Origin of the sequence: Xanthobacter variabilis, assembly GCF_043831965.2 — a bacterium.
Classification (GTDB): Bacteria; Pseudomonadota; Alphaproteobacteria; order Rhizobiales; family Xanthobacteraceae; genus Xanthobacter.
In genome coordinates, this window is record NZ_CM195533.1 from 2,981,978 (window position 1) to 2,995,629 (window position 13,652).

General features: G+C 63.7%; 11 protein-coding genes, 1 tRNA gene and 1 riboswitch. Of the genes, 3 read left to right on the forward strand and 9 right to left on the reverse strand.

Annotated features, from left to right (window positions below; genetic code table 11):
• Positions 1 to 541: 541 nt before the first annotated feature.
• The gene (locus tag V5F26_RS12930; protein WP_394946113.1) at positions 542 to 1,255 is read right to left on the reverse strand and encodes a response regulator transcription factor; all 714 of its coding nucleotides are present in this window, start codon (positions 1,253 to 1,255) and stop codon (positions 542 to 544) included.
• 199 nt (positions 1,256 to 1,454) lie between these two features.
• On the opposite strand from V5F26_RS12930, the gene V5F26_RS12935 reads away from it, so the two are divergent.
• On the forward strand, positions 1,455 to 3,503 hold the full coding sequence (locus V5F26_RS12935) for an ATP-binding protein (RefSeq protein ID WP_394946114.1): 2,049 nt from the start codon (positions 1,455 to 1,457) through the stop codon (positions 3,501 to 3,503).
• A gap of 98 nt (positions 3,504 to 3,601) precedes the next feature.
• Here V5F26_RS12935 and V5F26_RS12940 read toward each other — a convergent pair.
• A tRNA-Gly gene (locus V5F26_RS12940) sits at positions 3,602 to 3,676 on the reverse strand.
• 351 nt (positions 3,677 to 4,027) lie between these two features.
• On the opposite strand from V5F26_RS12940, the gene ettA reads away from it, so the two are divergent.
• Positions 4,028 to 5,683, forward strand: coding sequence for an energy-dependent translational throttle protein EttA (gene ettA, locus V5F26_RS12945; RefSeq protein WP_394057134.1), 1,656 nt, complete (start codon positions 4,028 to 4,030; stop codon positions 5,681 to 5,683).
• Positions 5,684 to 5,717: 34 nt separating this feature from the next.
• On the opposite strand, the gene V5F26_RS12950 is transcribed toward ettA, so the two are convergent.
• Positions 5,718 to 7,025 (reverse strand): sensor domain-containing diguanylate cyclase, encoded by a 1,308-nt coding sequence (locus tag V5F26_RS12950; RefSeq protein ID WP_394057132.1) that lies wholly within the window; start codon positions 7,023 to 7,025, stop codon positions 5,718 to 5,720.
• A 205-nt stretch (positions 7,026 to 7,230) separates the two neighbouring features.
• Positions 7,231 to 8,157, reverse strand: a complete 927-nt coding sequence (locus V5F26_RS12955; protein WP_234050153.1) for a homoserine O-succinyltransferase — start codon at positions 8,155 to 8,157, stop codon at positions 7,231 to 7,233.
• A 39-nt stretch (positions 8,158 to 8,196) separates the two neighbouring features.
• Positions 8,197 to 8,308: riboswitch (SAM-I-IV-variant riboswitch) on the reverse strand.
• 114 nt (positions 8,309 to 8,422) lie between these two features.
• Between V5F26_RS12955 and tam the strand changes: the two genes are divergently transcribed.
• A complete protein-coding gene (gene tam / locus V5F26_RS12960; protein WP_234050154.1) occupies positions 8,423 to 9,199 on the forward strand; it encodes a trans-aconitate 2-methyltransferase in 777 nt (258 codons plus the stop codon).
• A 56-nt stretch (positions 9,200 to 9,255) separates the two neighbouring features.
• Here the strand turns inward: tam and V5F26_RS12965 are convergent, their stop codons facing one another.
• The 5 genes from V5F26_RS12965 to V5F26_RS12985 form a co-directional block, all read right to left on the reverse strand.
• A complete protein-coding gene (locus tag V5F26_RS12965) occupies positions 9,256 to 10,041 on the reverse strand; it encodes a MetQ/NlpA family ABC transporter substrate-binding protein (RefSeq protein WP_394946115.1) in 786 nt (261 codons plus the stop codon).
• A gap of 87 nt (positions 10,042 to 10,128) precedes the next feature.
• Positions 10,129 to 10,815: a methionine ABC transporter permease gene (locus V5F26_RS12970; protein WP_234050156.1), complete on the reverse strand. Its 687-nt coding sequence runs from the start codon at positions 10,813 to 10,815 to the stop codon at positions 10,129 to 10,131.
• Positions 10,808 to 11,893 (reverse strand): methionine ABC transporter ATP-binding protein, encoded by a 1,086-nt coding sequence (locus V5F26_RS12975; RefSeq protein ID WP_394946116.1) that lies wholly within the window; start codon positions 11,891 to 11,893, stop codon positions 10,808 to 10,810. The genes V5F26_RS12970 and V5F26_RS12975 overlap by 8 nt, the downstream gene beginning before the upstream one ends.
• 350 nt (positions 11,894 to 12,243) lie before the next feature.
• The gene (gene dmeF, locus V5F26_RS12980) at positions 12,244 to 13,206 is read right to left on the reverse strand and encodes a CDF family Co(II)/Ni(II) efflux transporter DmeF (protein ID WP_394057130.1); all 963 of its coding nucleotides are present in this window, start codon (positions 13,204 to 13,206) and stop codon (positions 12,244 to 12,246) included.
• A 38-nt stretch (positions 13,207 to 13,244) separates the two neighbouring features.
• Positions 13,245 to 13,526 (reverse strand): metal/formaldehyde-sensitive transcriptional repressor, encoded by a 282-nt coding sequence (locus V5F26_RS12985; protein ID WP_394057129.1) that lies wholly within the window; start codon positions 13,524 to 13,526, stop codon positions 13,245 to 13,247.
• Positions 13,527 to 13,652: the final 126 nt, after the last annotated feature.

Consider the following 13,652-nt stretch of genomic DNA (forward strand, 5'->3'; position numbering starts at 1 on the left):
CCGTCGCGGACGCGCCGGTGCCCACGTCATGTTGCGCCCGGCATTTCAAGAATACGCCGCCACCAGACTTCTTCTTTGTTGCAGGAAAGTCCGAAATCACCGCGATCGACAACCTGCCGCAAGCCCTGGGCGATGGCTCATCCGGCCTCGTGCCTTGCGCACGAAGGAGGCTCTAAACGGCGCGGGAGCTGGTATTCAGCACATGCCGCCAGAGCCGTCTTTCCATCAATTTCACCGCCCACTGATACCGCTAACATGGGCATTTACTTGACGGCAAGGTCCGATTTATCAGCAATTTGCATGAAATCTGGCAATTTAGCCGTGAAATGAAAGGAACATGTCATTTGGCGTCGCAGAAGAGTTTGGCGGTCTCTGGTCCTTTGGGTTGCGTCGCGATGAGATGCAATGCCAAATTCACTGGCAAAAGCACACCGCCCCTCGCGTGCACCGGTTCCGCGCGCATCTTCGGCCGCACGTGCCCGGCGGGCGCGTGCCTGTCTCCGCCGTTAGAAACGCTCCCCAGACCTGACCGCGGCCTGCCTTATGTCGTGGAGCCGCCACCAGGGCCCGGCTCCTGAAGCTCCACTTTATCCCGCATGGAAAAGCCGCTGCCCTGAACGGTGTCGACTGGCAGGGCAAGGCCGGTCCTGGCCTTCACCTTCGCGCGCAATCGCGAAACCAGCGTGTCGAGGTTGCGCCGGGTCTTCTCCTCGTCATCGTCCCCGAGCGCCCGAAGGACCTCGTCGCGGGTCACCACCTGCGCTGTGTGGCTGAGGAGAAAGCCGAGGAAGCGCGCTTCGCGTCGCGTGAGGTTGAAGCTAGTGCCGTTCGGCGCCACCACATCCATGGTCCGAGGGCGAAAGATCCAGGTTTTTTCCGAGCTCGGCGCCTGGTCTCTGCGCTTTCCCATCAAGCTTTGGATGGCGGCGGCAAGCTCTTCTGGATCGATGGGCTTGGTCATATAAATGTCCGCGCCCGATTGGTAGCCCTTCACCCGATCGGGCAGCGTATCCCGGACGGACGCAATGATGATCTTCAGCTCGGAATGATCTGAAAGATGGCTGACAATGCTGAAACCATCATGATAGGGAAGATTGATGTCGATCACAGCCACATCAAAGCGCTGGTTCGCCAGAAGCTGATAGAACTCCACGGCACTCCCGACGCCCTCGACCTCGTGCCCCATCATATTGAGACAGTCGCCGAGACTGCCGCGCAGACTATCGTCATCCTCGACGATCACAACCTTCGCCATACATCAGCTCCGCCCAACAACCAAAGCAACGCGCTGGACCCTGCTTCACAAATGTGGAAAATAGATCAGTCTGATGGATCGGATGCAATGTAGATCGAATTTAAGTGAATTTGTCAACTGAGGATCACGTTCAAATACGAATATTGTGCTTCATTGTCTATAGAGCGGCTAGAATCCGCGTGTTCTCGCGAAGGCATCCATGATCAGTCGCTGTAGAACGGTTTTCCGCGTGGTGATCGCCTGCATTATTCTGCTTGCGGCGGTCGGGCCGCTGGCGGCGGAAGACCGGCCAGCTCCGCCCCCACTCGACATCGGCGAAAACGCGAAGCCGGTTTCCTTGCTTGGGCATCTGATGATGCTGCGTGATGTCTCCGGGCATCTGAGTTTGCAAGACGTCGCCTTTGGTGCCGAGAGTGCGCTGTTCTCTGCAGCTCCGCGGATTATATTTTTCGGCTACGCATCAGATGCGTATTGGTTCAAAGTCACTGTGCGGAATCCGCGTTTCAATAGGGGGGATTTGTATTTATGGCTGCAACCCAATTTTGTCGATAATATAGATGTCTTCTATCCGAGAGTGCCCGCGCCGCGCGGCGCGACGGATTTTCGTGAAATTCGGCTCGGTGATCATGTGGCCGTGGGGCCGGGCACGGGGCACGCGCCATTTCAATTCGCGGCGCTCGAACCGGTGCCGTCCCCGGTATTCGACATCTACATTCGGGTGCACACTGGCAGCTCGCTGACTTTGGCTGCGTGGCTGGGGTCTTCCTCGGCATTCGCCAACATGGCGGCCTCCAGGAGTTTTGCGCTCGGCTTTGGTTTCGCGTTTTTTATCACCTTAGCTTTGATCATCATGCTCGCGTGGTCCCGTTCACGCAGTCCGGTGTTGCTTTGGTTTGCGCTTTTCGTTCTCGGCTTTTCCGTCAACGTTTTTCCCCTGAGTGGCTTCGGTCTGAGCTGGATGCGCGAGCTTTCGCCGGAGCTTCCCGATCAGTTCTGCCAATTCGCCATTTTGATCTGCCACTTCTTCGGGTTGGGCTACATGGGCAGCCAGGCCAATCTGCGGGCGTGTTGTCCGCACCTGCATCAGCTGAATAGGGCGGCGATGGGGTTTGTCGCGTGCGGATTGGTGCTCAGTCTGCTCGGCTATTATCGATTTTATATTCCTTGGGAGCTGATCATTGTCTCGATCATGCTGGCCATCTTTACATACCTGAATATTCGGCATGCGCTTACGGCGAAGAGCGGCGCGCGCATGGCGGCTATAGGCTGCAGCTTTTATGCGGTTGCCGCCATTTCCTATCATGCGGCGCTTCTTGGGGTGTTCGCGCCTACTACGGACCTGATGGCGTTCATTTCCTTCGGGAACATCATCTTTGTGGCGTTGATGGCTATTTCGCTTTTGCAGGAGTCTGCGCGGCTGGAATATCTGCGGCGCGAAAGTCAGCTGCTTGAGGTCTCGCGTCGGGCAGAACGCCGTGCAGCTGAGCTGGTGGAGGCAAGAACGGCGGAGCTGCTCTCCGCAAAGGAGGCGGCGGAGCGGGCGCTGGAACAGGAGCGGGCGGCCCAGGCCGAGCAATTGCGCTTCGTCGATGTGGTCACCCACCAATATCGAACGCCGCTCGCGGTCATTCGCACGTGCGTCACCGCGATCCGCTACGCGACCCCGGTGGAGGACAGCGCGAACCGGCGGCGCATCAGTCAGATTGAAGCCGCGGTGCAGCGGCTGGTGGAGATGATGGACATCTCGCTTCATCGCAGCCGTATCGGCGGCAATGTGGTGGAGGCCAACCGCCGGGAGGTGGAGATCGTGCCGACGATTTCGGCGCTGCTGCAGCGGTTTCGAGAGCTTCACCTGGAGCGGCGGATTAACGTGAGCTTCGAGGGGCTGGAGCCTTCGGAGCGCCTTATGCTCGACACCGACATGGCGGCAATCGCCATCGGCAACCTGATCGACAATGCCGCGAAGTTCTCGCCCTCGAGCACCGCGATCGAGGTTCGTGTGTCGCGGGTGGGCGCGCGCGTGCACATTGAAGTGTGCGACGAGGGCAGGGGTATTCCCGAAGGTGAGATCGGAAAGGTGGGGCAGCGCTATTTTCGCGCGTCCAATTCGGGCGGCATCTTCGGCACGGGCCTGGGCATCAGCATTGTGCGGCAGGTGGCGAAGGCGCACGGTGGGCGTTTTCGGATCGCCAACCGGGCAGGGGGCGGCGCGGTGGCGCTGATCGCATTGCCTGCGCTTTCAGGCTAAATCGCGCTTCCGTCCAAGACACGCGAGCGCGTCGCGGGAGAGCGCAAAATCACGCCCGCACCCGGTAATTTCGCATATCATCGTGTTTTGAGAGCAACTGGAGCGGGCGAAGGGATTCGAACCCTCGACCCCAACCTTGGCAAGGTTGTGCTCTACCCCTGAGCTACACCCGCATCCATTTCGCGGCACCGCAGTGCGTCGCCGGCGATGACGTCCATATGGCAGGAGCGGCCTCGGAATGCAAGAATCTTCGTGCGGTGAGTGGTCTCGCCTGTGGATTTTGTGCCCGGCAAAGACTTTAAGTCATTGTGATTGCGTCTGAAAAACACACCGGAAGGTTCGTTGATGGCGGCGTGCCATCGTCGGCGGGGTGTGCGACTCGCAGGCGGAGGGGCTTCATGGCGGCGCGGCAGCGCGCTCAAAACTCAGGCGCAGTGGGACATGGGAAGGCGCTGCTTGCCGCGCCCCGGCGGCATCGTTAGAACGACGGCAACTTTCCCGTACTCTCATGGAGCCGGCGGCGTATGGCCTCCTACCAATATGCTTATCATATGCACGGTCTGACCAAGACCTATCCGGGCGGCAAGAAGGTCCTGGATAATGTGCATCTGTCCTTCTACCCGGATGCCAAGATCGGCGTGCTCGGCGTTAACGGCGCTGGTAAGTCGACCTTGCTGCGCATCATGGCGGGGCTCGACAAGGACTTTTCCGGCGAGGCGAAGCCGGCGGATGGCGTGCGCGTGGGCTACCTGCCCCAGGAGCCGCAGCTCGACCCCAACAAGACCGTGCGCGAGAACGTGATGGAGGGCGTGGCCAAGCAGAAGGCCATTCTCGACCGCTACAACGAACTCGCCATGAACTACTCGGAAGAGACCGCGGACGAGATGACTCGCCTGCAGGACGAGATCGAGGGCCAGGGCCTGTGGGATCTCGATTCGAAGGTGGAACAGGCCATGGAGGCCCTGGGCTGCCCGCCCGACGATTGGGAGGTCACTCGCCTCTCCGGTGGTGAGCGCCGGCGCGTGGCCCTGTGCCGCCTGCTGCTGGAACAGCCCGAGCTGCTGCTGCTCGACGAGCCCACCAACCATCTGGACGCCGAGACGGTGAACTGGCTGGAAGGCCATCTGCGCACCTATCCGGGCGCGATCCTCATCGTCACCCACGATCGCTACTTCCTCGACAATGTGACGAGCTGGATCCTCGAGCTCGATCGCGGCCGGGGCATCCCCTATGAGGGCAACTATTCGTCCTGGCTGGCGCAGAAGCAGAAGCGCCTCACCCAGGAGGGTCGTGAGGACGAGGCCCGCCAACGCGCGCTCGCCCGCGAGCAGGAGTGGATTGCGGCTTCCCCCAAGGCCCGCCAGGCCAAGAACAAGGCGCGTATCCAGCGCTATGACGAGCTGGTGCAGAAGGCCTCCGAAAAGGCTCCGCAGACCGCCCAGATCATCATTCCGGTGGCCGAGCGCCTCGGCCAGAACGTTATCGCCTTCGAGCATCTCAACAAGGCGTTTGGCGACAAGCTTCTGATCGACGATCTCACCTTCAAGTTGCCCCCGGGCGGCATTGTCGGCGTGATCGGCCCCAACGGCGCGGGCAAGACCACCCTGTTCCGCATGATTACCGGGCAGGATAAGCCCGATGGCGGGACCATCACCATCGGTGAATCGGTGAAGCTCGGGTACGTGGACCAAAGCCGCGATGCCCTCGACGACAAGAAGACGGTGTGGGAGGAGGTCTCTGGCGGCAACGACGTGATTTACGTCGGCAAGAAGGAGATTCCCTCGCGCGCCTATTGCGCGGCCTTCAATTTCAAGGGCGGCGACCAGCAGAAGAAGGTGGGCATGCTCTCCGGTGGTGAGCGCAATCGCGTGCACCTTGCCAAGGTACTCCAGCGCGGTGGCAACGTGCTGCTGCTCGACGAGCCCACCAACGACCTTGACGTGGAAACCCTGCGCGCCCTGGAAGAAGCGCTGGAAGACTATGCCGGCTGCGCCGTCATCATCTCCCATGATCGCTTCTTCCTGGACCGCGTCGCCACCCACATGCTGGCCTTCGAGGGCGACAGCCACGTGGAGTGGTTCGAGGGCAACTTCGCCGATTACGAAGAAGACAAGAAGCGCCGGCTGGGGCTCGATTCCACCATCCCGAAGCGCATCCAGTACAAGAAGTTCTCGCGCTGAAGCAGGGTGCCGGCGGCCTTGCCCGCCGGCGTCTTCAGGCGCCGCCGATGGGGGGCTGGGCGATGCGGAACGTGTTTCGTCCGCCCAGCTTGGCTTCATAGAGGGCGGCGTCCGCCGACATCAGAAGAGCCTGGCGGTAGCTGGTGATGTCGCCGGCCTTGGGGATTCGCGTCAGCGTGGAGCCGCCAATGCTGACGCTCAGGGTCCCAAGGTCGCTCGCCTCGTGTGGAAGCTGAAGGTCGAGCACCGCCAGCCGAACCCGCTCGGCCACCACGCCCGCGCCGGCGCGATTGGTCCCCGGCAGAACGATCACGAACTCTTCGCCGCCATACCGGCACACGGCATCGCGGGGGCGCGAGCAGGCGCTGGCGAGAGCCTTCGCCACCTCGCGCAGGCTCCGGTCACCGGCCGCGTGGCCGTAATGGTCGTTGAAGCGCTTGAACTGGTCCACATCGACAATCAGCAGGGACACGGGCAGGGCATCGCGTCGCGCCGCGCTCAGCTCCATCCGGAAGATCTTCTCGAACTGCCTGCGGTTGAACAGGCCGGTCAGATAGTCCCGTTCGGCCAGCAGCTGGAAGCGGCGGTTGGCGGAGGTGAGGCCGCGGATGGCGTTGTCGTAGTCGGTGATGTCCACCAGGGCGATGGAGCCGCCCACCACGTCGCCCTCGCCGTTGCGCACCGGCTCCACGGACATGCGAAACGAGCGGCCGCGCCACCGCACCTCATGTTCGCTCACCTCGCCGCCGAGATCGAAGATCTTGATGTTGCGCTCGAAGTGCTGCGCGGCCTCGGGTGAGAACTCGGCGACAGGCAGGCCGATGATGCGCTCGGCCGGCACGCCGGCGGTGCGCGCGAACTGGCCGTTGACGCGGGTATAGTGCCCTTGCCGGTTGACGACGCACAGCGCCACCGGCGCTTCCGTATAGAGCGTCTTGGGATCGAGGAGGTTCTTTTCCTCCGCGGTCTCGGCGGTGATGTCGGTGCTGACACCGAAGAAGCCATCAGGCGCACCGTCGTCGCGCCGTACCGGTGCGCCACTTACCTCGAAAACGCGAGTGGAGCCGTTCGCATGCTGTGTCTTGTGGACCAGGTTTTCAATGGACCGGCCTTCAGTCACCGCGCTTCTAAAGATGCTTTCGAAGTCGGGCGTACCATTATTGGGCAGAACGGAGAAATACTCCCGCCCCATTATATCATCTGCGCCGAGGCCAAGCAGAGGGCGGGCCGCGGACGAGGAAAAGCAAAACTCACAATTCTTGTTGAGCTGCCACACCCAGTATTGAGACGCCTCCGTGGCGCGCTGCAACGGCACCTCGTCCAGAACGTTGCTTTGATCCATGGCCAATTGGGGTCCCGCGCCGCAGCTCCAGCTTTATCTACGATCGGAAGAACTTTATAGTTCTTTTGTATTAGGCTACCGTGAAAACTCTAGGTTGGCAGGCAGGGATTGTCAATGTATACTTCTTGGCTGCATTGCACGTCTGGGCGCCTCGTTGAAGCCCGCGCAACGGGGGGCCGCCGCGCAACCTCCTGGCTGGTGAAGCCTACGCATCCGACTGCCCGACGCGTTCCAGCTCGAACGGCGTGCTCTGGTACATCTCATTGATCCAGTTGGCGAATAGCAGGTGCGCGTGGCCGCGCCAGCGATTCTCCGGCGGTGTCTGCGGATTGTCGTCCGGGAAATAGTGGGCTGGAAGGGGCGTTCCGGGCTCCTTCGCCGCGTCCCGGAAATATTCGTTGGCCAGAGTGGCCGCGTCGTATTCCAGGTGATTGAACATGTGCAGCGCCCGGTGGCGCGGATCGTCGAGCAGGCACAGGCCGGTCTCCCGGGAGTCGGCCAGCACGATCAGGCCGCTATCGGCGGGAATGTCGCGCGCGCGGGCCTCCGCCCAGCGGGAGACGGGAACCCGGAAGGTGTCCGGAAATCCGCGCAGGAAAGGCGAGGCGGGCTGCAGGACGCGGTGGCGATAGAGCCCGAACGCCTTCTGCCCCAGGGTGTGCTTCGGCATGCCGTGGAAGTGCCGCACCGCCGCCAGCGCCGCCCAGCAGATGGTGAAGGTGCGGTGCACATGGGTTTGGGTCCAGTCGAACACGCGGGAGAGCTCGTCCCAATATGAAACCTCGCCGAACGGCAGGTGCTCCACCGGGGCGCCGGTGACCACGAGGCCATCGAATCGCTCATGCTCCACCTCCGCCCAGGGGCGGTAGAAGGCGGACATGTGGTCTTCGGGGGTATTGCGGGAGACGTGCTCTGTGATGCGCACGAGCGTCAGTTCGACCTGTAGCGGCGTCGCCCCCAACAGGCGGGCGATCTGCACTTCGGTGGAGATCTTGTCCGGCATCAGGTTGAGGAGAGCGATGCGCAGGGGGCGGATGTCCTGCCGGATGGCGTCGCCTTCGCTCATCACCATCATGCCCTCGGCCTCCAGCGTGCGGCGGGCGGGCAGAAGGTCAGGAATCTTGATGGGCATCGCGTCGTCCTCGGGCCTGTCGGAACTGACGCTGGGTGGCTTGATCCGTTGGTTTGCCGGCTCGGCCACATCCTCTCTGCTGGAAGAGAGTACCACCTTGCCCGGACCGGCAGGTTGGTGTTGGGCGTCGCCCCAACTCTGGATGTGAGGTCGTCTCTACTCTTGCACCGGGCCTTTGGCAACGGCGAAACGCCATGCGGTTGCGAGGTGATCCTTCCGCAAGGTGGTGATGCTATTGTATCCGACCGCCGTTCAGGAGACCCCCATGGCCGATTGGAATGCCCAGCAGTATCTGAAGTTCGAGGACGAGCGCACCCGCCCGGCGCGGGATCTGCTGGCACAGGTGTCGCTGGATCAGGCGTCGTTCGTGGTGGACCTCGGCTGCGGTCCGGGCAACTCCACGGAGCTGATCGCGGCACGCTTCCCCGATGCCGAGGTGCTGGGGCTCGACACATCGCCGGCCATGCTGGAGGCGGCCCGAAAGCGCCTGCCACGGGCGCGTTTCGAGATTGGCGATGCCTCGACCTTCACGCTGCCGCGGCCAGCCGATCTCATTTTCGCGAATGCGGTGCTGCAATGGGTGCCGGACCATGAGGCGGTCTTTCCACGCCTTCTGTCCCTGCTTGCGCCCGGCGGGGTGCTGGCGGTGCAGATGCCCGACAATCTGGACGAGCCCTCCCACGTGGCCATGCGTGAGACGGCGATGACCGGCCCCTGGGCCCGCAAGCTGCGTGATGCCGTCGCGGCCCGCACCACGCTGCCGCCGCCCACCGCCTATTACGACCTGCTGATCAATTCCGCCCAGCGGGTGGACATCTGGCACACCATCTACAACCATCCCCTGGCCAGTGCGGCGGCGATCGTGGAATGGGTGAAGGGCACTGGGCTGCGGCCGTTCATCGATCCGCTGGAAGGGGATGAGAAGGCCCAGTTCCTGGAGGAATACCGCCAGCGCCTGGTGGGCCCTTATCCCATGCGGGCCGACGGTAAGGTGCTGCTGGCCTTTCCGCGGCTGTTCATCGTTGCGCGGCGTGGATCCTGACGGGCCGGCGCGCGGTGGCGCGCCGGGTTTTCGTGTCAAAGCGGCGGGAGCTGGGCTCACCAGCTCGGCAGCACCGAGCCCTTGAAGGTGTCGAGGATGAAGGTCTTCACCTCGGGCGACTGGTAGCTTTCCACCAGTGTCTTCACCCAGGGCTTGTCCTTGTCCTCGGTGCGCACGGCGATGACGTTCACATAGGGGCCCTTGGGGTCCTCGCGCAAAATGGGGTCCTTCACGGGGTCCAGGCCGGCTTCCTTGGCGTAGTTGGTGTTGATGCCGGCGGCATCCACGTCGGGCAGGGCGCGGGGGAGCTGGGCGGCGTCGATCTCAACGAACTTGAACTTCTTCGGGTTCTCCACGATGTCCGCCACCGAGGCCTTCACGCCGGCCTTCGGGTCGAGCTTGAGATAGCCCTTGTCGGCCAGAAGCAGCAGCACGCGCCCGCCGTTGGTGGGGTCGTTGGGAATGGCGATGCTGGCGCCGGCGGGGATGTTGTCGAAGCTCTTATACTTCTTGGAATAGACGCCGATGGGGAAGTTCACCGTGTAGCCCACGGGGCTGATCTTGTAACCGCGATCGGCGATCTGGGCATCGAGATAGGGTTGGTGCTGGAACGAGTTGGCCTGGATCTCCCCGGCTGCCAGGGCGGCATTGGGCACCACATAGTCGGAGAATTCGACAATGGTGATGTCGAGGCCCTTCTTGGCGGCGATGGGCTTCACTGCCTCCAGGATCTGTGCATGGGGGCCGGGGGTGACGGCCACCTTGATGGCCTCGGCGCGGGCGGCGGCCGACAGGCCGGTCAGGCCCAGCGCGGCGGCAAGGGCGAATGCGGTGAGCTTCATGGATGTCTCTCCGTCAGGGTGAGGGGGATGGCCGCGTCTGGGACGAGGCCAGATGTTCGGGAAAACGAGGGCTTCAGGCTCGCCGGTTCAGCCGCGATGGCGCTTGTCGAGCCGGCGGGCCAGGCTGTCGCCCAGGGTTTGCACGCCCTGAACCAGCAGGATCAGGACCACGACCACGGTGGCCATCACCTCGGGCATGAAGCGCTGGTAGCCAAAGCGGATGCCCAGATCGCCCAGGCCGCCGCCGCCCACCGCGCCCACCATGGCCGAGTAGCCCAGCAGCGACACCACGGCGAGGGTCAGCGCCAGCGTGATGGAGGGCAGCGCCTCGGGCAGCAGCACCTTGGTGATGATCTGCAGCGGGCCCGCACCCATGGCGCGGGCAGCCTCCACCAATCCCTGGTCCACCTCGCGCACGGACGCTTCGATGAGCCGGGCGATGAAGGGCGCCGCCGCCACCGTGAGCGGCACGATGGCCGCATTTGTGCCGATGGAGCTTCCCGCCACCAAACGCGTGAAGGGGATGATGGCCACCACCAGGATGATGAATGGCGTGGAGCGGGCGGCGTTCACCACCAGGCCCAGCACACCATTGAGCCACGGTGCGGCGAGCAGCTCGCCCGAACGGCTGGTGGCCAGGAACACACCCAGCGGCAGGCCGACGAGCGTGCCCAGCAGGCCCGAGACCAGCACCATGTAAAGAGTCTGCTTGGTGGCCTCGATGATGAGGTCAGTCATGGCCGGCGAGAGGAGGCCGAAAGTCCAATCAAACATAGCCAAGCACCTCCGCGTCGAGGTTCAGGCGCTCCACCGCGTTTGTCACGGCGGACAGGGTGGCGGCGTCCCCGGGCAACGAGATGACGATGACACCGAACGGTTTGCCGGCGATTTCGTCCACCTGGGCCTGGATGATGTTGAGGTCCAACCCCAGCAGGCGCGACACCCGCGAGAGCACCGGATCGGTCGCATGGTCGCCCGTGAACACGATGCGCACGAGAGCCTCGCGGCCCGGCCCCGGCTCGCTCTTCAATCGATCCGCGACATAGGGGGGCAGGCTGGCGCCGGTGAGGTCGGAGAGGAAGGCGCGGGTGGTCGCGTGGCGTGGATGGGCGAACACGTCATAGGTGGCGCCTTCTTCCACGATGCGTCCGCCGTCGATCACCGCCACCCGGTCGGCGACGGCCTTGATGACCGCCATTTCGTGGGTGATGAGCAGCACCGTCAGCTTCAGCTCGGCATTCACCTTGCGCAGCAGCGCCAGGATTTGGCCGGTGGTCTCGGGATCGAGGGCCGAGGTGGCCTCGTCGGAGAGCAACACGCGGGGGCGCGTGGCGAGGGCGCGGGCGATGCCCACGCGCTGCTTCTGCCCGCCGGAAAGCTCGGCCGGATAGCGCTCGCGCTTGTCGGCGAGGCCCACCAGCTCCAGCAGCGGCTCCACCCGGGCCTTGATCTCCTGGCGGGCCAGGCCGGCGATCTCCAGCGGCAGCGCCACATTGTCATAGGCGGTGCGGCGGGCGAGAAGGTTGAAGTGCTGGAAGATCATGCCGATGGAACGGCGCTCGGCGCGCAGCGCCTTCTCGGAGAGCGCGGCGACATCGGTGCCCGCCACCACCACACGGCCGGAGCTGGGTCGCTCCAGCCCGTTGACCAGGCGGATGAGGGTGGACTTGCCCGCGCCCGAGCGGCCAATGACGCCGACGATGGCGCCCTCCGGCACCGCCAGGGAAATGTCGGACAGCGCTGTCACCGGCACCTGGCCGCGCCGGCCGGCATAGGTCTTCTCAACCTTGTCGAACAGAATGACCGGCGCGGCCGTTTGCGGGTCCGGCGCGGTCGATGAAGGGGCGTTCACGGGAGACTCCGTGGTGGCGTCCGGGAGGTGTTCGTCAGATCGAATGTTCGGAAAGGGGGAACGGAGAGTCGACATGACGCGCGGCCTCGGGACGGGAAGGGGATATCCGCCGGCGCACGTTGGAGGTAGAAATATGGCCTCACTCTGCGGCTGGCAGCCGATTCACAGAAATGAGCGACACATCGACATGGTTGGCCCGTCCATTCAGCAGCTGGATTGGCCCTGACTATCGTTCGTTTTAACGAACGCGTCAAGGTCGCCGAAGTAAGCCTATGGACTGAGTTGAAAATCTCCACACCCCAGTGGGAGGGGCAGAGCCGTCGCCCCTTGTGCCATGCGCTGCGCCGTCTTCAGCGACACTCTATCGTGAGGTGCACGATCTCGTCGACGGGGGCGAGGTGCTCGCGGATCGTCTGCGGATCGAGATTCTGTCCGCTGACGCTGACAATAGCCGCCCGTGCCTGGGGGCCGATGCGCCACACATGCAGGTCGCGGATGCGCACATTGCCGAGCCGCTCCAGCGCCTCCCGCGCCTCCTCGGCCACATGGGCGTCGGTGGTGTCCAGCAGCACGGCGCCGGTGTCGCGCATGAGGCTCCACGACCAGCGCCCGATCACGATGCCGCCCACGATGCCCATGAGCGGGTCGCACCACGCCCAGCCGAGATAGCGCCCGGCCATCAGCGCCACGATGGCCAGCACCGAGGTGAGGGCATCGGCCAGCACGTGAAAATAGGCGGATCGCATGTTGTTGTCGCCGCCATGGGCCGCGTGGCCGTGACCGGCGTGATCGTGCCCATGGTGATCGTGCCCATGGTGGTCATGCCCGTGATGGTGGCCGTGGCCGCCATTCAGCAGCAGAGCGCTCACCAGATTGACGCCAAGGCCCACCACCGCGACCACGATCGCGTCGCCGAACGCCACTTCCACCGGCTCCATAAGCCGCACGATGGATTCGACCGCGATGCCCAGCGCCACCAGGCCCAGCACCAAAGCAGACGCGAAGCCGGCGAGGTCACCCACCTTGCCGGTGCCGAAGGAGAAGCGCGGATCGCGCGCATGCCGGCGGGCATAGATGTAGGCCAGGGCCGCCACGCCCAGGGCACCCGCGTGGGTCGCCATGTGGAAGCCATCCGCCAGCAGGGCCATGGATCCGGTGATGGTGCCTGCGATGATCTCGCCCACCATCATCACGGCGGTGAGGATGACCACCCACACGGTGCGCCGGGTGTTCTCCTCGTGGTGCGCGCCCAGGAACACATGGGTGTGGGCCGCGCTTTCGCTGGCGAGGGCCGTGGGGATCGCTTCGGACATGCTCAACTCCTTGCCGGGACCCGGCGGCGTGGGAACGGCTATTTCGCGTAACGGCGCAGGACGGTGGCGAGCTCGTCCGCCCCGCGGGCACGCTCCTCGTCCGAAAGCCCGGGCCCGGCCACGTGCTCGCGCAGATGGGCCTCGAAAATCTCATCCATCAGGCCATTCACGGCGCCGCGCACGCCCGCCACCTGGTGCAGCAGATCCGCACACTCCGCGCCCGCCGTGAGCGAGCGTTCGATGGCTTCCATCTGCCCGGCAATGCGCTTCACGCGCATCAGCAGGGCGGCATTGTGCTTGGGGTCGCGAGTATGTGCCATGGGATAGGGGGGTACCCTATAAAGCAGGCAAAGAAAAGGGCCTTCTCCACACGGCTGGCGTTGTCGCTATGTCGTCATATAGCAATGTATTGACATTTGAATTGGGCGGCGATAGCTTCGCAACTA

Coding starts and splice junctions, on each gene's coding strand:
- V5F26_RS12985 (WP_394057129.1), bottom strand. CDS start 13,526: ATGGCACATACTCGCGACCCCAAGCACAATGCCGCCCTGCTGATGCGC.
- V5F26_RS12970 (WP_234050156.1), bottom strand. CDS start 10,815: ATGTTTGATTGGACTTTCGGCCTCCTCTCGCCGGCCATGACTGACCTC.
- V5F26_RS12965 (WP_394946115.1), bottom strand. CDS start 10,041: ATGAAGCTCACCGCATTCGCCCTTGCCGCCGCGCTGGGCCTGACCGGC.
- V5F26_RS12950 (WP_394057132.1), bottom strand. CDS start 7,025: ATGGATCAAAGCAACGTTCTGGACGAGGTGCCGTTGCAGCGCGCCACG.
- V5F26_RS12935 (WP_394946114.1), top strand. CDS start 1,455: ATGATCAGTCGCTGTAGAACGGTTTTCCGCGTGGTGATCGCCTGCATT.
- V5F26_RS12955 (WP_234050153.1), bottom strand. CDS start 8,157: ATGCCCATCAAGATTCCTGACCTTCTGCCCGCCCGCCGCACGCTGGAG.
- tam (WP_234050154.1), top strand. CDS start 8,423: ATGGCCGATTGGAATGCCCAGCAGTATCTGAAGTTCGAGGACGAGCGC.
- V5F26_RS12930 (WP_394946113.1), bottom strand. CDS start 1,255: ATGGCGAAGGTTGTGATCGTCGAGGATGACGATAGTCTGCGCGGCAGT.
- ettA (WP_394057134.1), top strand. CDS start 4,028: ATGGCCTCCTACCAATATGCTTATCATATGCACGGTCTGACCAAGACC.
- dmeF (WP_394057130.1), bottom strand. CDS start 13,206: ATGTCCGAAGCGATCCCCACGGCCCTCGCCAGCGAAAGCGCGGCCCAC.